Raw genomic sequence first — 22,851 nt, forward strand, 5'->3', positions numbered from 1 at the left:
AAATGAGCAGGATCAAGATCAAGATAATACAGTTTGTGAAAAGAAAAAAATTTTGCTTGTTAATCCCGATAACTAACATCATTAACTAACAACCAAAAATTAATTGACTTACACCTAATATTCATTCTTGAGCAACAAACGAATATTAAAAATCAAAAACAAGACTGCAAATCGCAGCCTTGTTTAAGGTTTTTCTGCTTCATCTTTCCAAACCCCTGATGCTTTACCGGGACGGGTTGAATCTGCAGCTCCGTATAGTCTATTGTTTTCGCTATCAATCATGATCGCCTGGACATTTCCTATCGGCATGGAGTCATCGAGGATCTCTATACCCAGACTTTTCAGCTTTTCTTTGACTCCATCTTCGAAATCATCCTCCACCCAGACTTCAGGTGCGGTACTGTTATATATACGAGGATGTTCGATCGCTTCTTTCAAATCCATTTTAAAGTCGAGGACATTTAAAATTACATGAGCTACAGATGAGACAATCGTTGGGCCTCCCGGCGAACCGAGTGTTATGAAAGGCTCCCCATCTTTTAAAATAATCGTCGGGCACTTCGCGCTGACCGGATATTTACCTCCCCGCATTTCGTTAATGTGGTTCTTTTCAACCTTAAAGTCCGTCAGATCATTGTTTAGAAGAAAGCCGTACTCCTCAATCATTATCCCAGCCCCGAAGTAATGTTCCAGCGAGGAAGTACAGGCAGCAACATTACCCCATCTGTCTACAGCAGTAAAGTGAGTCGTTTCACCGCCTTCTGTCCTTTTTTGTGAAGCAGCCCCGGGAGTCATGCCGCTTGTATCATATTTCCATGGGTTCCCGAAATCAATATCCGGATTTCTTCCGTTAAAATCAATGAATTTTGCCCTCTCAGTAATATACTCAGGGTCCAGCAAGCCATTTATCGGTATATTATGAAAGTCAGGGTCACTCATGTATGCAAGTTTATCCGAGAATACGAGACGCATCGCTTCAGACAGGATAAAATATTTCTCCCAGGAAGATGCATCATATCCACTTAAATCAAATTGCTCAATAATCTTTAATATCTGCAGGAGATTTGTTCCACCACCATTTGGAGGAGCAGGGACCGCCACATCAAATCCCCTATAGTTCCTGATGACTGGTTCCTGTATTTGACACTCATAATTTTCAAGGTCACTCATTGACATATGGCCGTTATGAGATTGCAGCCTGTCTACAATCGCCTGACCAATTCTTCCTTTATAAAGGGCGTCTATCCCTTCCTCCTTAAAAATACGAAAGGTCTTTGCGAGTGCTTCGTTTCTCACAAGGTCGCCCTCTACGAGGGGAACACCTTTAGGGAAAAAGAACTCCCTGGATGAATCTCCAACCCTGCTTCCATATAGCTTTAGGGCCATATCCCACAGGAAATTCACCTCGATTCCATTTTCAGCCAAGTCAATCGAAGGGTCAATGAGCTCTCCCAATTCCTTAGTACCGTATGTTTTATTAATAGTGTCCAGAGCCTTCATAATACCTGGGATTCCAACAAAACTTTCATTCATGGTCCTTTCCACAAATGGTATCAATTCTCCACTATCATCATAACAAAGTTCAGGGTGAGCGCTTTCAGGCGCTTTGGAGTGACCATTGAAGACTTTTGTTTCCCCGGAGGATTTATGATGATACATGATAAATCCGCTAGCTCCTACGCCAGTGTTAAAAGGTTCAGATACAGCCAAGGCAAACTGCATAGCCACAATTGCATCAGCGGCTGTCCCCCCATTTCTGAGTACTTCCGCCCCGATGTCGCTGGCTTCCTTGGTTGCGCTAGCTGTCATACCATAATCTCCAACGGCTTTATATTGATCGTCATTGCGTTCAAATTTTTGGTGATTCAAGATGTCTCTTACGTCCATATTATCCCTCCTGCTTAATCCATTGGTTCCCGCTTTAATAATCGCTTCCTTGCTATTGAGTATGCCATTTTGGATTCAGTAATACCGTTACCCTTTATTCAAAAGGGTTTAAACCATTCAGATAGAAAGTTGGGGCTAAGAAACAAAGAAGCTTGCACTGAATCAGTGCAAGCTTCTTTGTTTTGTTAAAGACAGTTTTCAGCTGACTTTATTTATTGTTGTTACTGCTGTTATTGTTGTTGTTTTGTCGGCTGCGGGATTCTCCGCCCTTTTCACCAATTTCCTGATAGAATTCCTTATCATGGTTATTAGACGTTGCTTCTCCGCCTTTTTCACCGATCTCTTGATAGAATTCTTTGTCATGGTTTTCGGATGTTGCTTCTCCACCCTTTTTACCAATTTCCTGATAGAATTCTTTATCATGGTTATTAGACGTTGCTTCTCCGCCTTTTTCACCGATCTCTTGATAGAATTCTTTATCATGGTTTTTAGACGTTGCTTCTCCGCCTTTTTCGCCAATCTCCTGATAGAATTCCTTATCGTGATTTTGTGCAGTTGTTTTGCCGCCTTTACGACCTGCTTCTTCTAAACTCATTTTACCATTGTTGTTTTGATTGTTGTTTTTAGCCATTATAAATTCCTCCTAATTAATGAAATAGATTTCTTAATCTTAGATGATTTTACTCTAGCTGTTTTCTTAGGTGTCAATTTGTTTTAGCTTTTTATCTTAACCTTTGTTCTTATTCTTCCACGTACTCAATCTATTAAACACTAATAATCCATTTTAATGTTTTTGTAACATTCCTGTAGTTCTATTTATAATTGATTTATGGTATAAAGCCTTCTACTTCTAGTGGTTTATAATTTTATGTTCATTTTCTTAATTAGTGTTGTAATATTATTTTTACAGTAATTTGTTAATGGCAGTTATCGCTTTTATTAAAACATTATTACTTAAGAAATTAACTCGATATATAGATGTGGCCTTTTAAACTTTGTCAATACCTGTATACTTTACACCAAACAAAAAAAACACCCTGAATTGGGTGCTTTTTTACGATTCTTCTATTAAATCTCCAATCGCAACCTGAGTCCGTTCTTCAAGCGGTCCTCTTAAGTGAACTTTCGCCAGTTTTTCATCTTCAAGCAGTTCATCTATCCATACCGCTGCTCCTTGATAGGTCACATTGATATCTGCCGAAGAAGCCAGTATTTGTTTGACTCTATTAACTTCCATTGGGACTACCTCCATTCTTAAGGATGGACATAGTTTGCCTGAATTCATGAAATTTATTCATATTCTGCTGAACAGTAATAGGACTGGAGGTCAACCATTGTTATTATGAATGATCATCGTTTCTCCCAATTCCACTTCAGGTGACAGGTGTTTTTCGGAATGACATCCAAGCAGGATTGCAATAATAAACATTATGGAAATAACACTGATACGCTTTTTATTCATTCTTTCTCCTCCTATTCCTTTTACTATTTAAACAGAAAAGGCTTCCGTTTCCTACCGAATCTAGGAAATATGCCCAAAAGAATAATTCCTTAATTGGTGGCAGCAGTCTCTTTGGCCTTCAGTCGACTTTTCCATTCAGGATGCAGCAAGGAAAATACATTGGTATCATTGGAAACTCCATTTTGATAAATGAACCCTCTTAATATTCCTTCCTTTATAAAGCCCATTTTCTCCAAAAGGCCGATAGAAGCTTTATTTTCCAAAAAAGTGACTGCTCCCATTCTGAAGAGATGCAATTCTTCAAAAGCATATCTAATAACAGCTTGAGCTGCTTCAGATGTATAACCACAGCTCCAATAATCTGGATGAATTTCAAAACCGATTTCAGCTTTTTTATTGCCAATTTGCATGTTATTCAGGCCAACAGTTCCGATAAATGCACCGGTATCCTTTATAACGATTCCCCATCTCATTGACCTCTTGTTTTCAAAGCCCGTTCTGAACGATTTAATAATATCTTCAGCCTGCTCAATTCTTTCAAGGCTTTCCATCCCGTAATACCTTGTTACAGATTCAAGAGACATTATTTCGAAATACCGCTCTTTCCGCTCTAATGTGATTTCAACTAATTTTAACCGTGCAGTCTCTAACTCAGGAAATGACATATGTATCCCTCTCTTTATAAGCAATATAAAGACTATCATAATAAAGATGTGTGAGGTCTGTGTGTTGGAATTTGTCGACGAAAGCAATTTTCCATAAAAAAAGAACAGGAACACCATAATCTCCCCTTGGGAAAGATATAGATGCGAAAAGGGAGTAAACGACCCAATGAGATTGAAAATTTAGAGAGATGTTGGATCGAAAAAGGAGTAAACGACACAGTGAGATTGAATTTATGAAGAGATGTTGGGTCGAAAAGGGAGTAAACGACCCAATAAGATTGCAATTTTGGAGTGATGTTGGGTCGAAAAGGGAGTAAACGACCCAATGAGATGGAAATTTTGGAGTGATGTTGGGTCGAAAAAGGAGTAAACGACCCAATGAGATTGAATTTATGAAGAGATGTTGGGTCGAAAAGAGAGTAAACGACACAGTGAGATTGAAATTTTGGAGAGATGTTAGGTCGAAAAGGGAGTAAACGACCCAATGAGATTGAAACTTTAGAGAGATGTTGGGTCGAAAAGAGAGTAAACGACCTAATGAGATTGAATTTATGAAGAGATGTTGGGTCGAACAAGGAGTAAACGCCCCCATGAGATTGAATTTATGAAGAGATGTTGGGTCGAACAAGGAGTAAACGACCCAATGAGATTGAAACTTTAGAGAGATGTTGGGTCGAAAAGGGAGTAAACGATCCAATGAGATTGAATTTATGAAGAGATGTTGGGTCGAACAAGGAGTAAACGACCCAATGAGATTGAAACTTTAGAGAGATGTTGGGTCGAAAAGGGAGTAAACGACACAGTGAGATTGAAATTTTGGAGAGATGTTAGGTCGAAAAGGGAGTAAACGACCCAATGAGATTGAATTTATGAAGAGATGTTGGGTCGAAAAGAGAGTAAACGACCCAATGAGATTGAAACTTTAGAGAGATGTTGGGTCGAAAAGGGAGTAAACGATCCAATGAGATTGAATTTATGAAGAGATGTTGGGTCGAAAAGAGAGTAAACGACCTAATGAGATTGAAACTATAGAGAGATGTTGGGTCGAAAAGGGAGTAAACGACCTAATGAGATTGAATTTATGAAGATATGTTGGATCGAACAAGGAGTAAACGACCCAATGAGATTGAAACTTTAGAGTGATGTTGGGTCGAAAAGGGAGTAAACGATCCAATGAGATTGAAATTTTGGAGTGATGTTGGGTCGAAAAGGGAGTAAACGATCCAATGAGATTGAAATTTTGGAGTGATGTTGGGTCGAAAAAGGAGTAAACGACCCAAGGAGATTGAAATTTTGGAGTGATGTTGGGTCGAAAAAGGTGTAAACGACCCAAGGAGATTGAATTTATGAAGAGATGTTGGGTCGAAAAGGGAGTAAACAACGTACGTAACCTCGGGCTCTGAAACTAGACGTCCTGCTGCTCCCGCAGAAAGACGTACACCTTCCGCTCCGATCAACTCTATGTCCCTTAAAGAGTGTAGAACATTTTGGAATATAGTCAGTTATATTGTAACGATTGATTTACTAGTCGACCCTCTTCATTACCTCTTAGTAATGTAGGTTGACCAGGTATTGGTTATGATTCATTTATCTTGACGAAAGACAGGTAAATATTATATTGCAGCTGCATATAGTCCGACATGGAACAAACGCTTAAGTAAATTGAAATTACAGACATGAATCTTAAAAAGATTGAGAAACCGGACTTAGCGAGTCCCCTGTCCACTCTGATATACAAGAATATTTACTTCAAAAACTAATAAACCCCATTCAACTTAAAAGGTTGAATGGGGTTTATCTACGGTCTAAAAACATGAACACCATGCTCTACGACTTTTTTTTGTCCTTACCTTTCAAGACAAGGGAATTTCCATTATTGGCTAAATAGTGATCTGGATTAACCCCTTTTGAAGGTTCCCCGTTTTCTAAACGATCCTTTATCTTCTGGTTTGCTTTCTCTGTTGAGGTTTCCTCAATGCTTGAATTCTCTTCACTATAGAATTCCTGGTTCAGCTTTTCATTTGCTTTTTGTGATTCCGATTTTTCATGAGAATGACTCAAAAGATAACCTCCTCATTAATACAGGGTTTATATTTAGTCTAATTCCCTTAATAATGTGGAGCTAATCCCGATTCTGACGAAAATCATTAACCTTTATTTCTTTTATACAGCCTATAGATCTTGATAGATAGTTTGAAAAGTAATCCTCCTAACAAGGCTCCACATGTATTCATCATCCAATCATCGATATCGGTCGACCTGCCAAGAGGAAGAGAAAATTGGATCATTTCCACCATTATAGAAAGAATACTTCCTGCTAAAGTAGTTTTTAACAAAACCCATTTTCGGCTTCCGATCCACCAGGCATAAAAAAAGGCAAACGGAATAAACAACACGATGTTCGCCAATAAATTTCTGATTGGTACCTCAAGGTGATTTCGGTAAATTAAGTTCAGTCTTAAGTTATCAAAAGGCTGGAAATTGGTATTGCCTTCGAGTGCAACTCCCGGCACCAGCGGAGAGAGTGTTATTAGAAAGATTCCTCCAGTTGAAATGAGTGTAAATAGTACCGGGATTAAATCCGACCATTTTACTTCTCCTTTTCCTTTGTAATTCTTCCATATATAAACGGCGGTCACCAAGGCGGCGGTCAATAATGCCAAGATAGGGATAACCCAACTGAACTGTCTCCAGAGCTGTATCATTTTCAGCCTACTTTCTCACTTGATACTGTTGAATTCTATTAAAATACTACATTATTATTCTTACTTTTATAAGTGTCGATTACTATTTTCATTGAAAATATGCTTTGAATCAAGTTAAACTTCGTGGAAAAAGCTTTTTTATTTTAATCAGTTGCGATAGGATAAATAAATGAGCATAATAATAAGGGGTCTATAAGAACTTCTGACAGGAGTGAAATGAAATGAGTGTACATAAAGCCATCACAGAGCATTCTAAGAAGCAAAATGCGATAGCAAAAGAATTCCTTCAACTTGATCAGCAAAGGGAATATTATATCGATGAAGCCGTAAACCTCTGCCTTAAAGGCGAAAGCTTTTCGACAGATAAAATAAATGAAGTGACCAAGAGAATCAATGATGAGGCAAGACTGGGAATCGTTCCCGAACGGAAATACGTGACAGTTGAAATGGTCAAAGACTATTGTGCTTCATTGTCTGGGAAAAACAAGTAAGAACATAAGAAATACCCCGGCCTCATCAGGTCCGGGGTATTTCTTATGCATTATAAGCATTTAACATCCAAACATGTTGTTCCAATGAGGATTTAATTCCAATGAACATATCAGCGGTTGGCTGATCATGAAGATCTTCTGCTGTTTCAATCAGCTTTTTGGATTCCTTGATGATTTGTTCAAAATCTTTTATCAGGACTTCCACCATTTCTTTGGCATTTTCCTGGCATGAAGCTTCTTCAATTGTTGCCGTTTCCAAGTATTTCTTCAACGTAGCAACAGGCTTTCCTTTTAATGTGAGAATCCTCTCGGCAATATCATCTATGTATTGGCCGGCTTCCGTATAGTATTCCTCGAATTTTTCATGAAGAGTAAAGAAATCGTTCCCTGTAACATACCAGTGGTAGTTATGCAGTTTTGTGTATAGGATATTCCAATTTGAAAGTTGATTATTCAGCATTACTGTAAGTCCGTTGGCCATAGAGTGACTTTCCCCTTTCTATAATTTATATTTCAATCTTATTAAATCAGCTGTTTTAGCTTTCCTTTTATTCACAAATGATATACACTTGCCACTAGGTAATTTTTAAATTGTCTTCTGGATTATCTAAGGATAAGAGAGACTAAAAAATACCTCATTTTTAGACGAAAGAGGGTTTTCAAATGAATAGCAAATGGAAATTAGCCATGCTTGCGGGCATGATCTCAATAGGTTTGGCTGCTTGCGGAGACAATGGAGAAAACAGCAAAGAAGCGGAAACCGAGAATACTAACCAAGAACAGACGGAACAAACAGCAGAATTGGAAGAGATGCAGAAGAAGTTGGAAAAGCAGCATGTTGAGGCAGAAAAGACTGTTGCAGTTGTGAATGATGAAGATATCAAAGGAGAAGCATACAATACGCTCCTCACTCAGACGCAATTACAATATCAGCAAATGGGACAGGATCCCACTTCCGAAGAACTTGCAACACAACTTAAGGAAAGCACGATCGACAGCCTGATCGGCCAGACCCTTCTTCTACAAGAAGCGGATAAAAAAGGTTACGAGGCTACTGATGAGGAAATTCAAAAGGAAATCGATACGTTGAAAGCCAATTATGAAGATGAAGCTCAATTTGAAGAAATTTTGAAAACTAATGGGCTTACAATCGACCAGCTAAAAACTGAAGTTGCCAATAATATCAAATATACAGCGTTTGTCGAAAAAGAACTGACTATCGAAGAAGTAAAAGACGAGGATGTTAAAGCGTATTACGACCAATACGCCGAACAAAGCAGCGGCTCAGAAGAATCGGAATCTCAAATTCCTGAGTATGAAGAAGTAAAAGATCAAATCAAACAAGAATTGGAAAGACAAAAGACTCAAGAAGTCTTAGCTGCAAAGGTACAGGAATTAAAAGAAAATGCTTCGATTGAAATTAAAATATAAGCATTCTCAAAACAGGCCTGCTCATCTTAAAAAAAGATGTTAGCAGGCTTGTTTTTTATAATTCTCTAATTGTAACTTTGGCATCATGCCGGTTATTTCCATCCCATTTAGAATGAATCTCAAAAACCCCTTCTTTAAAAAAGTATGGAAATCTCCTCCTGAACCAAGGCTGCATGGGCAAATCGCCTGCCTCTTCCCTATCGATCCACTTCAGATTTCCTTCCGGCGGGTCAGCCAACAATTCTCCGCTTGTCTCAACAGCAAGGTAGTTATAGACGACGTAGCGGTATTTTTGAGCAGGAATCACAAACTCATCAATTCCCTTGAATTTTAACTTCTCAACGGTCAGACCGGTTTCTTCCTTCACTTCCCGTTCTGCTCCCTGAGCCGGACTCTCCGGGAAGTCGACTTTTCCCCCAGGGGCAATATACCCTGGAAACCCTTTTTCAGAAGGCCTCTCGACTAATAGTATCTTGTCCCCTTTTTCAATCATGACCATTGTGTATAGCTGTGTCTCATATTCTTTCCAATTCATTTCATCACCTGTAATCCAATTGATTATCCGGGAACAATTTCCGCCCCGGATTACGCCTTTACCTACCCGATACAGCCCTCTATATCAATGTGCCGATGATTTCCACTTTCGTTTATTTTCAATTCTGACTGTATACCCAAGACTGTCCAGCTTCTCCAGGAAAGGAATTAAGTATTTCCGCGATAGACCTAACGAATCTTTCGCCTCTGGCAATGCGAATTCTTCATCGGTTTCTTCATGCAATCGATGGACCGCCCCATAAAAAACATCTTGATGAAAGGCAATATTATCATCTAAATGGACCACTTTCCCCTGTTCACGATAAAATTGCATCAGATTTAGCTGCATATCCGCTGGAATTCCTGCCTGTTTTAAATACCCTGCCAGATCATCAGGTTTCATCCCGTCGTTTTTCAATAATTCCAGAACCTGTTCTGATCTTTTTCTCCACTGATCAGGTACATGCGGCGTGAATTCCTTCAGCGCCAGGAAATGACCGCTCTGGTACCACTTCTCCGCTTGAAGATTTAGTCTAATAACATGTTCCAAAAGAGGTTCCTTAAATCGGTCTTTATAAAATTGTATGATTCTTGCTTTATCATACCCTGTCCTCATTGGATTCTGACGGTGGAACTCGGCAAACTCTGAATTCATTAATTGCTCGATTTCTCTCATCACCTCAACTGAAGTAATAACTCCCCCAGGAAGCACAAGCAGCTCCTTGTTTTCCAATAATTCTTCAAGCACCGATGATGATAACGAGGTTTCTTGCAATAGCTTGCTTTTACTTAAGGACTTGTGCTTTAAGAGTGTATCTTCGACTCGCTGCAGAGGTGTACCATTTTTCATTTGTTCCAAGAGTTGGATTGTTTCATTGCCAAACTTATACCTGCTGCCGTTTGGATCGATAATGAATCCTCCACCAATCGTTTCGGCAGGCGTCGGTCTTCTAAGAATGAATCGGTCATTGCGTTTCACAACAATACTCTCATCAAGCCTTATTTGACAGAGGATTTCCTCTTGCCCTGTCTCTACCTCATTACGATCAAAGAAAATGATTTTCCCCATAGTTTCGGATGTTCCGGTGTGCAGCTTAACCGGCATCCTTTGTTTAACAGGATGTTCCAGATCTTCAACCATCTCGATACTTACATCGATCGTATCAGTAACCGTAAAGAATTCAGACTTCACAAGGACATTTCCCCGTACGGCTTCCTCTCTCGACAGCCCCGATAAATTAATCGCTGTCCGCTGCCCGCCAAACGCCTCATGAGCCTCTTGGTGATGGACTTGGATCTGCCTTGCTTTCGTCTCTTTTCCCGAAGGAAGGAGCATAAGTGATTCTCCCTCTTTAACACTTCCCTCATAGACCGTCCCTCTTACGACTGTTCCTTGTCCCTTTACAGTGAAGACCTGATCAATTGGCATCCGAAAGTCTCCCGTAATACTTCTTGATGGAACTTCCTCCAAGAACTGTAGAATCGTTTGTTTCACCTCTGAGATACCCTTCCCTGATAAACTGTCTGCCAGAATGACAGGTGAGCTTTCAAATACAGTCCCTACCAACTCTTCTTTGATTTCTTCTTTTGCAAGGTTATGTAATTCTTCATCTACTTTATCCATCTTGCTAAGTACCACGATGCCATGATCAACACCAAGAAAAGAGAGAATCTCCAGATGTTCCTTGGTCTGCGGCATCACACCTTCATCAGCAGCCACTACAAGAATAACCAAATCAATTCCGGCCACACCCGCAATCATTTGTTTGATGAACTTTTCATGTCCGGGTACATCCACTACAGAGATATCCATATCCTCTGTCTCCATCAGAGGAGCAAAGCCCAGCTCAATGGATATCCCCCTCTCTTTCTCTTCCTTCAAGCGGTCGGTATCCTTATTCGTCAATGCTTTTACTAAAGCTGTCTTTCCATGGTCGATATGTCCTGCCATTCCGACAGTAAAATATCTTTTCGTCATGCCTGCACCTTCTTCCTAAATTGCCCGATATTTATCTGGTTTATCGTTTTCTTCTATTAAAAATCAGTATGCTCATCATAACTAAAAGCATCGCTGAAAAAATAAGCCCTTTAGATGTGTCACCATCCATAAAGGTTTTCACGACCCAAATGAATATAAAAATAGTAAACACCACATCAAACATAAACAATCGTTTTTTAGTCTTTTCTTTCACTGTCCTCTGTCATCCTCTCTTCAATCATCCCTCCAGGCCGGAACCTGGCCATTCTGTATTCTCCAGCGTGCCTTCCGTTTTGGATGATTGTCCCTTTAGAGAATCCTTCATTCAAAAAACCAAGATTCTCGTAAAGCTTCTTAGCCCGATGATTGCTATCCAAAACAGTCAATTCAATTCTTTCAAGCATCAGCCAGTTATCAGCCAAGTCAATTAACTTATTGATTAAGGCTGTACCTGCCCCTTTTCCGTGGTACTCTTCATGGATCATGATAAAAAGGGTGGCGCTGTGTGCCCTCCTCCCTTTCCCCTGATGCAGCCCTGCAAATCCGATCACTTTCCCGCTGCTGACTGCCACAAAGTCATGCTGTTCCGGAGAGGCACCTTTAAGAATCGCTTCGAAACGCTCCACACGGATACTTGGTAATGATACCACATTCGGCAGTACTTTTTCCTGAATCATAATTTCGGTAACCTCTTCAGCATCGCTTACTCTAATTGGCCTTATTTCTATATTCATTTTAAACCACGCCTTTCTTCAATTTATCTATTGATTCGACATTGTGGTCGGGATTCCTTTAAGGCTGGATTTTGGGTGGTTGGAACTGGGAGAGGCGAAGGTTAATGCGGTGAAGAACCAATTCTTTAGAGGGCATGAGGAAATTACGGATTATCAAAGGACAAATTCTATGGGGCCTGATAGAAAACGGACTATTAACCTCCCAATTTGACCAAATTTTTTAAGAGAGTAAAAATACAGACTATTAACCATGAACTAGACAAAATTATATGCGACCTGAAATAACACAGACAAAACTTGCCCCGTATAACACAATCACACAGGAATTTCCGATAATAACTCTCCCCTGAGCTATATCAGCAAAATAAAAGAACTGCCGCTGTCGACAGTCCCTTTCCTTCTATTCTTGTCCTTCTTTAATCAACGCTTCGATATCCATTGCGATTTGGTCAAAAGGAACTTCTTCGTAGCCGCCATAACTTTTAACGGTTACCCCTTCCTGATTGACCAAATAAAAGCTGGTCTGATGAACGACTTGATCATTGTTTGGATCATTTGCAACAAGGGATTTAAATGATTTCTCTGCAAATTGAGAAATGTGGTCTTGTGAATAACCAGTCAGCAAATCCCACTTGCTTGTATCAGCATCGTACTTACTGATAAATTCAGATAATGTTTCAGGCGTATCCACTTCAGGATCCACACTGAATGAAACAATTCGGTAATCTTCAATACCCTCTTCCTTCAACTTTTCCTGAAGGAGAGTCAAATTATAGGTCATTGGGGGACAAACTGTATTACAGTTTGTAAAAATGAAATCGGCGATCCACACTTCTCCCTTTAAATCCTCAAGGCTTACAGTTTCATTATTTTGGTTAGTATAACTGAAATCCTGAACTTTCCAATTGTGGTCTGCTTTAAATCCGCCATTACCGCATGCTGCAAGTATGACTGCAGACACTATCAAAAAAGCCAGCAGCTTATATTTTTTAAACAAAGAAATCCCTCCAAACTTTCATGCAATAATCTCAACTTCTTTACTATGTTAGTGTAAACGCCAAAAGAATACAATCTACATAGAAAATTTTACATGAATATTTTGTGAAGGGATTTCCTTTTAACTATTAATCAGGCTGCCAATGGCCCCTGCAAAAGCTCCATTCTCTAAGAACACTGGTTCATACTCCATGATGTCTACAAATTGTGAAAGATCCGATTTTAATAGCGGATTACCAGACAGTGCACCTCCGGTAAAAACGATTGTTTTAATACCTTCCGTCTCAGCAGCACGAGCAGCAAGGAGAATGATAGTTTCAGCAATCATGTTAATCATTGATCTTAAGGAATCGTTCGGAGTTTCCTCTCCGGACAGGTCCCCAGCAAAGTTTGCCGCTGTCAGAAAGCCCGGAATGGGAGGCTCCTCGCCTTCATAAAGGTCCTTCACCAGCAAATCGACATTTTCCCGGTTGCCAGACTTCGCCTCAGAGATTATTTCGCTAAAGGAAACTTTTCCTGATAATATTTTTCCCAGTCCCATTATAGTTCCTCCGCCCATCCCAGTTCCTAATAGGCGTCGGTATTCCCCTTTTTCTTGATTGACCCAGAAGAAAGAGGTTCCGGTTCCTATATTGGCTAAGATAAATGGACCTTGTCTCGCGTGCTCCTCGGCTAAAAGGTGTGCTGAACCTTCACATACCGCCTTGAATTCAGATATCTCCGTAGAGTTATTAAGGATTTTTTTGACTAAACCCGCTTTTCCGCCCGTTACATAGAACTCTGACGAAGGTGACAGCCACTGAATCCATTGGCTCATTTGGTTAATGTCTCTGGAAGGGAAGGTTTTGTAATGCCTTCTTCCTTTTTCATGAAAAACTACCTTGGTCAGTGACCCTCCGGCATCGATACCAACTTTATTCATGAAGCTGAATCCTTCCTCTTAGAGAATAAGAAAGCCAATATAACTCCGTTTAATACCATTATCATCAGAAAGCAAACCAAGAAATAGAAAATGCCAGTAAGCTGTTCATCAGCATTGTTCTCTGTAAAAAACCACCATATGGAGCCCAGCAGCAAAATAATGAAATTAAATATAGTCCCTTCGATAAATGGCTTTTTATAACTATTGAAATCAAGCAGCCGCTTCCAGCTCCATATAAAAGAAACTGCAGCAGCCAGGAGAACGATCAATAAAAACAAGAGTAATTGCATGTCTCGAACCACCTGCCATCTTTAAGATATTTCTATCTTATTAGTAATTTATGCTAATTTAAAGTAAAATGGAAAAAATAATCGTCTAATTGGCGAATTACCCGTGCACTTCTAAATTTAAACTGCATATGGCGTGATAGCGTGAGCCAAGTTATTTCTTTAAAATAAAAACGGGATGTCTCCCTGCTACACAAAAACCAAGAGATTCAGCTAGTTTTATGGAAGCGGTTAAGTTTAGGATGAAGATAATATATTGAAGTAAATGATGAAGGTAAAAAGTGCACCCTCGACTCTTTGGATGGATTTTCAACTGAAATGAAACCATACTTATCTAACTTTTGCCATGCTGAAATAAAAAAAAGGACCCGGAAATCTCCAGGTCCTCCTTACCTATTATGCTAAAAAGTGAAACTCTGTGGTACTTCCGTGTTGGGATGCGATTACTTCAAGACGGGCATCGATCCTCTCTTTCAACTCAGGCACGTGGGAGATGAGTCCGACGAGGCGGCCGCTGCTCTGAATATCCATCAAAGCTTCGATTGCGTGGTCAAGAGATTCAGGATCGAGAGTACCGAACCCTTCATCAATGAACATCGTTGCCAGGGAGACTCCTCCTGCATACTGCTGGACGACATCGGCCAGACCTAATGCCAATGATAAGGCCGCTTTAAAGCTTTCTCCGCCGGAAAGAGTTTTCACATGCCGTTCTTGTCCCGTGTATTGGTCGAAGACGAGCAGCTCCAACCCACTCTGAACATTTCCTTTACTTCGATCTCTTTTTCGGATCAGCCTGTATCTTCCTGATGTCATCTTCATCAATCTGTCATTTGCCACCAGCAGGATATCCTCCAGGAAAGATGCCAGGACATAACGTTCAAAGGTCAGGCGGTGGGCATTTTGTCCCCTTGCCATTTCTGAAAGATGTCCAGCAATGCTGTACCTTTCTTCCAGGTCTTTCATCTGTTTATTGAGGTTGCAGACGTACTCATGTATTGATTGATTCTCAGAAATTTTCATCTTCAAGGAATTATATTCTTCATTCAACTTCTTAAGTTCCTCGTTTATTTCTGTAAAAATCAGCTGGAGTTTTTCAAGCTGTGGTTCTTCCGTATCCTGAAGGGCCTTTTCAAGTTCTTCCAGTCTATCATGAACGGAGCGGACTTCTTCTCCGTAACTTGTAACTTTCTTTTCCATTAAACTGATCTCTGACTCTGCTCTTCTAGCTTCTTGAAAGGCTTTATAGTTCTCAAATCCCTGCTCTTCAAGGATTTGAAGGAATTTATTCCGTTCTTCCTCCATTTCCGCCTGAAGCCTTGAGGCAGATTGCTGTTTATCTTTCACTTGAACTTCATTCACAGACACTTCTTTTAACAAACGATTATATAATTCCTGCGCTTTTTCATAGGATGCCTTTAAGGTATTCAGTTTATCTTGTGCTGTCTTCAAAGCTGCATTGAATTTTTCCCTTGTTCTGATTTCAAGTGGAATAGCAGTCCTCCTGCTGTCTAAAGCACCTTTTTTTGCATGGAAAGCTTCCGACACACCTAATTCATCGCCTTTTAGCTTTTCCAATCTTTCCTCTTGCTCTGTTATTCCCGTTTTAGCTGCTTCTATCCTTTCAACAATAGAGTTGAGTTCTTTCAATTGCAGACTGAATCCTTTCAGTTGAATATTCTTATTCTCCAAGTTGTTTCTTATTGAGGTAAGTTCCAAATCGACCTCTTCCTCTTTAAAAACCTCGCGAACTTGGATTATTTCTTCGAGTGCTTCTTGTTTTTGAGTGTGGACGGCGTTGTACTTGGCTTCAATTTCATAAAAAGCTCTGCTTGTCGCATTCTCGTGCTTTTCTTTTACCATCACCATTTCTTTTGCGGCCTTGATATCTTTTTCATCCGGAAGATCATCCTGTAGATGAGCAAGATTGGGATGGTGTTCGGATCCGCAAACCGGGCATGGATCCTTATCAACAAGTTTAGAGGCGAGAATTCCAGCCTGCGCTTTGTTCCATCTGTCTTCCAGCCAGATTAAAGTAGAACGGGCATCTTCAACTTCTTGAGAAGCAGAGTGATACTGTTCTTTGCGGTTGGCTAGTATTCGTTCCACTTCCACGGTTTCTTTCTGTAATTTTTGCAGCTGTGTAAAAAGTTTCTCTTCACTCTGTAACTGTGTAACCTCTTTTTCTAATTCGAAGGACTTTAATCGCAGCTCTTCTAAATTTACTTTTTTTCTTTCCTGCTCATTTAGAAGGACTTTTTTCGAATTCAGCTCCACTGACTTTCGGCTGATCTCATTTTTCAATTGATTCCTCTTTATGTCCAAATCCTTAACTTCATCCTCGAGCTGTCCAAGTGAGTATACATCTTCTTTTAACCCTTCAAGTGTATTGACTTTCTTGGCTGCTTCATTTCTTGCTTCTTCCTTTTGCTGCTCTTCTTCCCAATTTTTCCGTGCCTTGCTCATCTTATCTGCTAATTCTTGTTGTTCTGCCAGCAGCTTTTCTAATTCACGCTCGACTGTCTTTAATTCACGGCTTAATCTGCGGCAATACTCATCTTGCTGCACCAATTTATCCGCTTGGTAAGCTTTTTTAATTTGTATTTTCAATTTATCAATTTCTTCTTGTCTTTTTTCAAGAGAGCGCTTTTCTTCCCGCAGGGCTCTTCTTTTCTCAAACTGTTCTACCAGTTTTTGAGCTTGAACCAATTGTGCTTGAAGCTGGTCCCGTTCTTTGTGCTTTTCTTCATAAGTATGATTCAGTTGAGATAGGTTTTCTTCCATCATTTCAATATGCAGCTGGAGCTTCTCCAGTATCATATGATCATTTAAAGGCTCCTTAAGAAGAAGTTCCCTCAGTTCCTCATTCTGTTCCGGATGAATGCCCAGTAGGCGCCTGGTTCTATCTTCGATGGCTTTTTCGACATCCCGTTTCAAGAGGTCGCTTTCTTCCTTTAACTTATCTTGAATAATTTTGTAAAATTCGGTGTGAAAAAGCCTTTGCAGAATGCCTTCCTTATCCTTACTGTCTGAAGTCAACAGTTTCCTGAATTCCCCTTGTGGAATCATCAGAATCTGCCTGAACTGGTTCGCATCGAGCTGAATGATTTCTTTGATCTTCTCATCTACATCTCGGACATTTGCTGCCAACAGCTGTTTTTCTCCATTTTCATTTATGGCATAAAGTTCAGCCTTGGCGTTGACTGTTGTGAAGCCTTCCCCACGTGCCTTCTTTTTTTCCTGTTGGGGAGAACGAATGATAAGGTATATCTTCCCACGCAGAGAAAAGGTCAATGAGACTTCCGTTACATCATCGTCATTGGCAAATTGACTGCGCAGGTCATTGCCGTGCCTGTCTTCTCCGGATGCCTTCCCATAAATCGCAAAGGATATTCCATCAAAAATGGTTGTCTTGCCGGCGCCTGTCTTTCCTGAAATCACAAACATGGTCCTATGTCCCAGAAGCTGAAAGTCAATAGTTTCGGCACTGGGATAAGGTCCGAATGCCTGCATCGTTAACTTCAATGGCCTCATTTCTTTTCAGCCTCCTTCTTTGCCTTCTCGATAACGCTTATCATAATTTCCTTTTTTTCTTCAGTGAAGTCCATAGTGGTCATTTCATCATAAAATTGTTGAAAAAGTTCCAGTTCTGATTTTTTGTCATCCCTTGTGGTCGAATAATCCTCTTTGACCCTTAAATCATATTGTTCTACTTTTCTTTCAAGATGAAGAACATTTGGATATACTTGTCTCAATTTATTGATTGGGTCAAACAGGGCACCTTCATCCCGCAAGATCACTTTTAGGAAGTCATCTGTTTTCTGCTGCTGAAAGAATTGCGGATCCAGGAGTTCTTCCAAATGCCCTTCAATTTCGCGCATATCCTGTTTTGGAGTAAGAGTCTTTTCCTCAATCGAAATACTGCCTTTTGCATCTATTTCAACTATCGAAACGGCCTTCCTCTGTTTGGCCTCCGAGAATGAATATTTTAATAGAGACCCAGAATATTTCACCCGCTCATGCTTAATCGCGTCAGGACTGTGTAAGTGACCAAGAGCGGTATAGTGGAACGGGGCGAACAATTCAGAACCGACGCAGCCCGATCCCCCTACTGACAAAGTTCTCTCTGAATCAGATGTCTTGCCTCCGAGAACAAAGGCATGTCCAACAAACACATGTGGTTCAGCAGGGTCCATATTCTTTTCTATCTCACCGATAAGGGCTTGCATTGCATCATGATGGGATTGAATAGAATCGTTCTGAAGAAGCTGCTTCACGATGCCCGGCTCAGCATAGGGAATTAAATGAAAATTAACCCCTTCGACCTGGATCGGTGAGAAATCATTGGTCAGCTTCCCTTTCAAATACAATCGACTCTGGCGATACCAGGAAGTACCGAATGACAACCGTTCGGCACTGTCATGGTTACCCGAAATGGCGATCACCGGTGTCTCAAGCTCAACATTTATCTTATAAAGGATTTCATCCAATAATTCAACGGCTTCCGTAGGCGGTACGGAACGATCATACAGGTCACCGGCAATAACAACCGCATCCGGTTTCTCTTCTTCTACTAAATTCACAAATTGATACAGCACTTCCCGCTGCTGTTCTGTCATATAAATACCATGCACCAGCTTGCCCAAATGCCAGTCTGCTGTATGTATAAACTTCATTACGGTCACCCCTCGAACAAATATTCTATCCGTATTATATCAGAGATTTCTCTTGGTTTGTTACAGTTCTTGGGAGATGGCATGAATTAACGGAGTATGAAAAGGGGGACACAAGAAGATAACCGTTTTAACATTTAAGGGTGTTTTCGAATAGATTGTGCTTTCGGCAAAATCTCTAGTGCCGGTTTCTTTCCCTGGTTACAAGGTTTTTTCTCTCTGAACAGGGAGAGCAGCTCTTTTCTTCCTTGCTTACCAGGATATTTCGAGTGATTGATGTCTATATTTTTCGAAGTTCATATTAAATTCCTAAATAAAATAGCGCTTAACCCGACCTGGATTTGGTAAGGTAAGCGCTGACCTGCTTTATTGATGGCTGTTTTCGTAAGGTTGTTGCTTTCGGAAAAATCCCTAGTGCCGGATTTTCTCCCTGGTTAAACGGTTTTTTCTCTCTGAACAGGGAGGTAGCTCTTTTCTTCCTGGCATACCAGGATATTTCGTGTGAATGATATATATTTTTCGAAATCAAATTAAATAGCAACAAAGCTTAAGAATAGAGCCTTATTGATTCTTCATCTCCTGCGGCAGCATCCGAATGGAGCTAATGACAGCTTCAAGCTTTGACTCGATTCGATGAAGCAGGTACATCGTAACCACAATCGGAAAACCGACTTCAGAGATAAACGGAATCAGTTGTTCCATTCTCTTCACCTCCTTCAAGATAAGATTTAAACACTTCTCTATTAAAGAAGGTGCCCTATGGCCGAAGCCGACAGGACACCTTTACTGCCATTACACTTCATATTCCGTCACATTGCGCTCGATTACCCGCGCTCCCTTTGCTGCAGCCAAGGCGCCACTATTACTTTGGAAGACATTTGTGGCAATCAGAGTGTCCATAACCATTTTTACATTGGCTGGATCTACTGGTTCAATTGGTTCGTCAATGGATAGACGCGCCGTTTTCCCCAACTGGGTAGTGAATTGTAATTCCAATGTTTTTGCCATTAATCACACCTCCTTTCTACTAAACCCCAACCATTACTTAGGCGTTGATGTCAAAGCTGTCATTCTTCTCAAGCAGTACCAGCGGTCTTACACTCAGTCCTGCCAATGCATCTGCTGCCTGAAGAATTTCATCTGGCGGCGAAGCATAATTAATATTGCTGTAAGTCTTGTTGGAATATTGCGGCTTACCTTCTGAATCCACTCCATTATCAAACACCATTTTAAGCTTGATACTTTTCAAATCTGCTGTTGCCATGTGCCTCACCTCCTTTCACCCTTTATATAGAAAAAAGAGGTGGATATGGACACCTGGAAATTCAGGTTTCTTAAACTTTTTAATAGAGACTTTTTTGGTTTGGTTTATGTGAGGGAGTTATCTATGGAAACTGTGATCAGCAGGCTGAGGGAGGATTCAGGACGAGATGCATATTGCGTTGTGATCCAATTGCCTATGTTGTCATTTTTGCCGAGATTGAATGGTTTGTTACTATTAGGGGCTGGTTTGTGTGGGGAATAGCAGGCGAGGCGGGATTCAGCTTATATTTGTATTGGAGTTTGCAGGTTAAGGAATGTCGCCTACCCATATTGCGTAGATTTTTATGTGATTTAGGAGGTATAGTTGCACTCACCTACCAATAATGTTCGCATTTGTATGAGAGTACAAGGTTTGGCGAAATGACATACCAATAACTAGGTGATTTGTATGTGATGTATGAAATTAGCCTGCATTCACCTACCAATCATGCTCCCTTTCGTATGAGATTTTGTAGGTTAAGGAAAGTCGCATACCAATACCCATTGTTCCTGGTGCCTTGAAAGACATGTGGAATCTTGTTCCACAAAAAAAGATTGCCCCTAGGTAGGGACAATCTTTTCTGACTATCTATTAGCCGTTAATATCGTTGCTAAGACTTGATTTTACAAGTCCTGCTTCTTCAAGAAGGCTTCCGATTTGCTCTTCAGCTTCTGTGAACTTTTCGTTTGCCGCGTCGAAGTTCACTTCTTCATTTTGAAGTTCAGCAGCTTTCATGTCATAAGATTCAGCAAGAGTCGTTTTGAATGTTTCAAGTTCTTCTTCAAATTGAGAAAGATCTCCTGATACTTCAAATCCTTTTACTGCTTCACTAGCAGCTGCAGCCGATTCAGCAGCTGCCGCTTTCAGTTCTGCACTTGGAGCTTCTTCTCCGCCCATAGCAGCTTCATAGTCATTCAGCTCATTATCGATTCCGTTAAGCGTGCTAGTCATATTCAAGTAGAAGTCCATCATTGCACCTGAAGCATCAACAGTTTCTTCTTCAGTTGCCTCTGTATCTTCCGCATTTTCAGCTGTGTTATCGCCAGCTGCATTGTTTTCTCCGTTGTTCGCACAACCTGCAACCGCTAACAAAAGAGCCAATGCTAACCACCATAATTTTTTCATGTTCTTCATCCTTTCTGATATCCCCATGTTGAATAGAATATTGGCAAGATAAGCAACTGCGTTTAAAGGCAGCTATCTATGTCTCAGCCGATATGTATCTTATCATGTCTTCCAGCCAAAGGTAAAGGAATATTCCCCCATTTCGTTAAAGTTTAAATATTGTAAATATTACCTGATTTCTGAATCAAAATAGCCAGAACCTTCTACTTGAAAAATCGTTAAAACTATTCCATAATAGATCTTGTTCAATACATGGGGCTGATTGTGTTGCTGGTGCATGCCTCGGTCTTCAAAACCGCTTGGGAGGCGCGTGCCGTCTCCGCTGGGTTCGATTCCCAGGCAGTCCCGCCAAATGTACATAATAACACTAAAATATATTTGAGTCCTTATGGCATCTGCCTTAGGGGCTTTTTTAATTATTGTTCTTACCTTTCTTGTACATCCTGTAGGCAGCATAAATTAGTATGAAACCAATGATTATGCCGCTAAGATCTACTAATAATCCCATAAAATAAACCGCCTTTCCTATAACAGGTCACTACCTATTAATCAGTAAAAATCAATAATATGTACCTAATCACTTTCAAGACAATTTTCGCATAATAGGAAGACTAGTGCCACCTTTCAAATCTTTGCGAGACAAGGTGGTAAAAAACGATCAAGGTCACAAGAACAGTGCTTATACGGTAAAAATGATTTTTCTGCAAAATAAAAAACCGGTTAAAAACCGGTTTTTTATCCAAGCTGACCTGGAATTTTGCTGTCATTATTGTTTGTGCTAGTGTTAGTGCTGTTATTAGTAGTGGATCCACTAGTTGTATTACTTGAAGATTGAGTTGAATTTTCATCCATTACTTCTTCGCCGGCTTCTTTCACCTTGCCGCCAATTTCCTTCAAGTCTGATGTAGCATCTTTCGCTGATGATAGAATTTCATTAGATTCATCTTTTACTTGATTTACTTGTTCTACGATGTCTCCATTTACTTTTTCATATAAATTTTGAGCATCATTGATGGCTTCTTTTAGAACAGATGAAGCAGATTTAAGACGATCCTGAAGATCATTTTTTACACCGGATGGATCATTTTTAACCTGTCCCACCATATCCATTGTAGAGTCTTTCATAGTCCTGGTATTGGAAGCCACTTTCTGTCTTGTGTTAGAATCCAGCATTGCCAATGCTCCTCCAACTACTGCGCCAAGCACCATTCCTTTTACTAATTTACCATTCTTCTCTTCTTCGTTAGTTGCAACATTAGTATCATTATACGATATTGTTTGTGTCATAAATAAACATCCTCCTAGACTTGTTTTAGTTATATGCTTATTTTTTTCTTTCCCGTTTTTGATGACTTTAAACTTTAATGCCTATCGCTAACTAACTGCAAAATTTTCCATACAAAAAAAGCTGTAAACTTCTCTACAGCTTTAAACCGATTCTTTTGCAGCCTGTTTGCCTCTTTTCGATTTCTTAGGAAGCGCAGCCGGCAATGAAATATCGAAGGTTGTCCCTTTGCCTTTTTCGCTTTCTACATGGATTGATCCATAGTGATCTTTTAAGATCCTCATACATACCATGAAGCCCAGGCCTGTTCCCTTTTCCTTTGTGGTATAAAAAGGCTCTCCAAGTTTATTTAGTGTCTGTTCGTCCATTCCTTCCC

The 22,851-nt window shown here is 40.2% G+C and carries 24 protein-coding genes and 1 tRNA gene; 3 read left to right on the forward strand and 22 right to left on the reverse strand.

Going from position 1 to position 22,851, the window contains the following annotated elements; genetic code table 11:
- Positions 1 to 183 precede the first annotated feature (183 nt).
- The 7 genes from ggt to BSG1_RS04485 all read right to left on the reverse strand — a co-directional run bounded on the left by ggt (position 184) and on the right by BSG1_RS04485 (position 6,719).
- Positions 184 to 1,887: a gamma-glutamyltransferase gene (gene ggt, locus BSG1_RS04460; RefSeq protein WP_006835696.1), complete on the reverse strand. Its 1,704-nt coding sequence runs from the start codon at positions 1,885 to 1,887 to the stop codon at positions 184 to 186.
- A gap of 208 nt (positions 1,888 to 2,095) precedes the next feature.
- A complete protein-coding gene (gene gsiB, locus BSG1_RS04465; RefSeq protein WP_006835697.1) occupies positions 2,096 to 2,518 on the reverse strand; it encodes a glucose starvation-inducible protein GsiB in 423 nt (140 codons plus the stop codon).
- Positions 2,519 to 2,941: 423 nt separating this feature from the next.
- Entirely contained in the window at positions 2,942 to 3,124 is a 183-nt protein-coding gene (locus BSG1_RS04470; protein WP_044022389.1) for an H-type small acid-soluble spore protein, read from the reverse strand.
- 90 nt (positions 3,125 to 3,214) lie between these two features.
- Positions 3,215 to 3,349, reverse strand: coding sequence for a hypothetical protein (locus BSG1_RS21515; RefSeq protein WP_006835699.1), 135 nt, complete (start codon positions 3,347 to 3,349; stop codon positions 3,215 to 3,217).
- 89 nt (positions 3,350 to 3,438) lie between these two features.
- Entirely contained in the window at positions 3,439 to 4,014 is a 576-nt protein-coding gene (locus tag BSG1_RS04475; protein WP_006835700.1) for a GNAT family N-acetyltransferase, read from the reverse strand.
- A gap of 1,827 nt (positions 4,015 to 5,841) precedes the next feature.
- Positions 5,842 to 6,075: a hypothetical protein gene (locus tag BSG1_RS04480; protein WP_006835701.1), complete on the reverse strand. Its 234-nt coding sequence runs from the start codon at positions 6,073 to 6,075 to the stop codon at positions 5,842 to 5,844.
- 86 nt (positions 6,076 to 6,161) lie between these two features.
- Positions 6,162 to 6,719, reverse strand: coding sequence for a VanZ family protein (locus tag BSG1_RS04485; protein WP_006835702.1), 558 nt, complete (start codon positions 6,717 to 6,719; stop codon positions 6,162 to 6,164).
- Between the two features lie 221 nt (positions 6,720 to 6,940).
- On the opposite strand from BSG1_RS04485, the gene BSG1_RS04490 reads away from it, so the two are divergent.
- Complete coding sequence (locus BSG1_RS04490; protein ID WP_006835703.1) at positions 6,941 to 7,210, forward strand: YpbS family protein; 270 nt, start codon at positions 6,941 to 6,943, stop codon at positions 7,208 to 7,210.
- 43 nt (positions 7,211 to 7,253) lie between these two features.
- Here BSG1_RS04490 and BSG1_RS04495 read toward each other — a convergent pair whose 3' ends face one another.
- Positions 7,254 to 7,691, reverse strand: coding sequence for a Dps family protein (locus BSG1_RS04495; protein ID WP_006835704.1), 438 nt, complete (start codon positions 7,689 to 7,691; stop codon positions 7,254 to 7,256).
- Positions 7,692 to 7,873: 182 nt separating this feature from the next.
- Here BSG1_RS04495 and BSG1_RS04500 point away from each other — a divergent pair, with 182 nt between their 5' ends.
- Positions 7,874 to 8,641, forward strand: a complete 768-nt coding sequence (locus BSG1_RS04500) for a SurA N-terminal domain-containing protein (protein WP_006835705.1) — start codon at positions 7,874 to 7,876, stop codon at positions 8,639 to 8,641.
- A 55-nt stretch (positions 8,642 to 8,696) separates the two neighbouring features.
- On the opposite strand, the gene BSG1_RS04505 is transcribed toward BSG1_RS04500, so the two are convergent.
- The 12 genes from BSG1_RS04505 to BSG1_RS04560 form a co-directional block, all read right to left on the reverse strand.
- Positions 8,697 to 9,176: an 8-oxo-dGTP diphosphatase gene (locus tag BSG1_RS04505; RefSeq protein ID WP_006835706.1), complete on the reverse strand. Its 480-nt coding sequence runs from the start codon at positions 9,174 to 9,176 to the stop codon at positions 8,697 to 8,699.
- An 84-nt stretch (positions 9,177 to 9,260) separates the two neighbouring features.
- A complete protein-coding gene (gene selB / locus BSG1_RS04510) occupies positions 9,261 to 11,153 on the reverse strand; it encodes a selenocysteine-specific translation elongation factor (protein ID WP_006835707.1) in 1,893 nt (630 codons plus the stop codon).
- 197 nt (positions 11,154 to 11,350) lie between these two features.
- On the reverse strand, positions 11,351 to 11,887 hold the full coding sequence (locus BSG1_RS04515; protein ID WP_006835709.1) for a GNAT family N-acetyltransferase: 537 nt from the start codon (positions 11,885 to 11,887) through the stop codon (positions 11,351 to 11,353).
- 400 nt (positions 11,888 to 12,287) lie between these two features.
- Entirely contained in the window at positions 12,288 to 12,884 is a 597-nt protein-coding gene (locus BSG1_RS04520) for an SCO family protein (protein WP_006835711.1), read from the reverse strand.
- Positions 12,885 to 13,004: 120 nt separating this feature from the next.
- The gene (gene coaW, locus BSG1_RS04525) at positions 13,005 to 13,805 is read right to left on the reverse strand and encodes a type II pantothenate kinase (RefSeq protein WP_006835712.1); all 801 of its coding nucleotides are present in this window, start codon (positions 13,803 to 13,805) and stop codon (positions 13,005 to 13,007) included.
- Positions 13,802 to 14,095: a hypothetical protein gene (locus BSG1_RS04530; protein ID WP_006835713.1), complete on the reverse strand. Its 294-nt coding sequence runs from the start codon at positions 14,093 to 14,095 to the stop codon at positions 13,802 to 13,804. Before BSG1_RS04530 ends, coaW begins: the two co-directional genes overlap by 4 nt.
- A 393-nt stretch (positions 14,096 to 14,488) precedes the next feature.
- Entirely contained in the window at positions 14,489 to 17,623 is a 3,135-nt protein-coding gene (locus tag BSG1_RS04535; RefSeq protein WP_006835714.1) for an AAA family ATPase, read from the reverse strand.
- Positions 17,620 to 18,765 (reverse strand): exonuclease SbcCD subunit D, encoded by a 1,146-nt coding sequence (locus BSG1_RS04540; RefSeq protein WP_006835715.1) that lies wholly within the window; start codon positions 18,763 to 18,765, stop codon positions 17,620 to 17,622. The genes BSG1_RS04535 and BSG1_RS04540 overlap by 4 nt, the downstream gene beginning before the upstream one ends.
- A 558-nt stretch (positions 18,766 to 19,323) precedes the next feature.
- Complete coding sequence (locus BSG1_RS20115) at positions 19,324 to 19,464, reverse strand: YvrJ family protein (RefSeq protein ID WP_083802837.1); 141 nt, start codon at positions 19,462 to 19,464, stop codon at positions 19,324 to 19,326.
- 90 nt (positions 19,465 to 19,554) lie between these two features.
- Complete coding sequence (locus tag BSG1_RS04545) at positions 19,555 to 19,770, reverse strand: DUF2922 domain-containing protein (protein WP_006835718.1); 216 nt, start codon at positions 19,768 to 19,770, stop codon at positions 19,555 to 19,557.
- Between the two features lie 37 nt (positions 19,771 to 19,807).
- Positions 19,808 to 20,026 carry a DUF1659 domain-containing protein gene (locus tag BSG1_RS04550; protein WP_006835719.1) on the reverse strand — a complete coding sequence of 73 codons (219 nt, stop codon included), beginning with the start codon at positions 20,024 to 20,026 and terminating at the stop codon, positions 19,808 to 19,810.
- A 630-nt stretch (positions 20,027 to 20,656) separates the two neighbouring features.
- Positions 20,657 to 21,190, reverse strand: a complete 534-nt coding sequence (locus BSG1_RS04560; RefSeq protein ID WP_044022391.1) for a hypothetical protein — start codon at positions 21,188 to 21,190, stop codon at positions 20,657 to 20,659.
- A gap of 254 nt (positions 21,191 to 21,444) precedes the next feature.
- Here BSG1_RS04560 and BSG1_RS20750 point away from each other — a divergent pair.
- Positions 21,445 to 21,541: transfer RNA gene (locus BSG1_RS20750), tRNA-Sec, on the forward strand.
- A 384-nt stretch (positions 21,542 to 21,925) separates the two neighbouring features.
- Here the strand turns inward: BSG1_RS20750 and BSG1_RS04565 are convergent.
- Positions 21,926 to 22,477, reverse strand: a complete 552-nt coding sequence (locus BSG1_RS04565; protein WP_006835722.1) for a YtxH domain-containing protein — start codon at positions 22,475 to 22,477, stop codon at positions 21,926 to 21,928.
- Positions 22,478 to 22,618: 141 nt separating this feature from the next.
- The coding region (locus tag BSG1_RS04570) for an ATP-binding protein (protein ID WP_006835723.1) at positions 22,619 to 22,851 on the reverse strand (233 nt) is incomplete at its 5' end.

This window comes from Bacillus sp. SG-1 (assembly GCF_000181495.1).
Taxonomy (GTDB): domain Bacteria; phylum Bacillota; class Bacilli; order Bacillales; family Bacillaceae_B; genus Rossellomorea.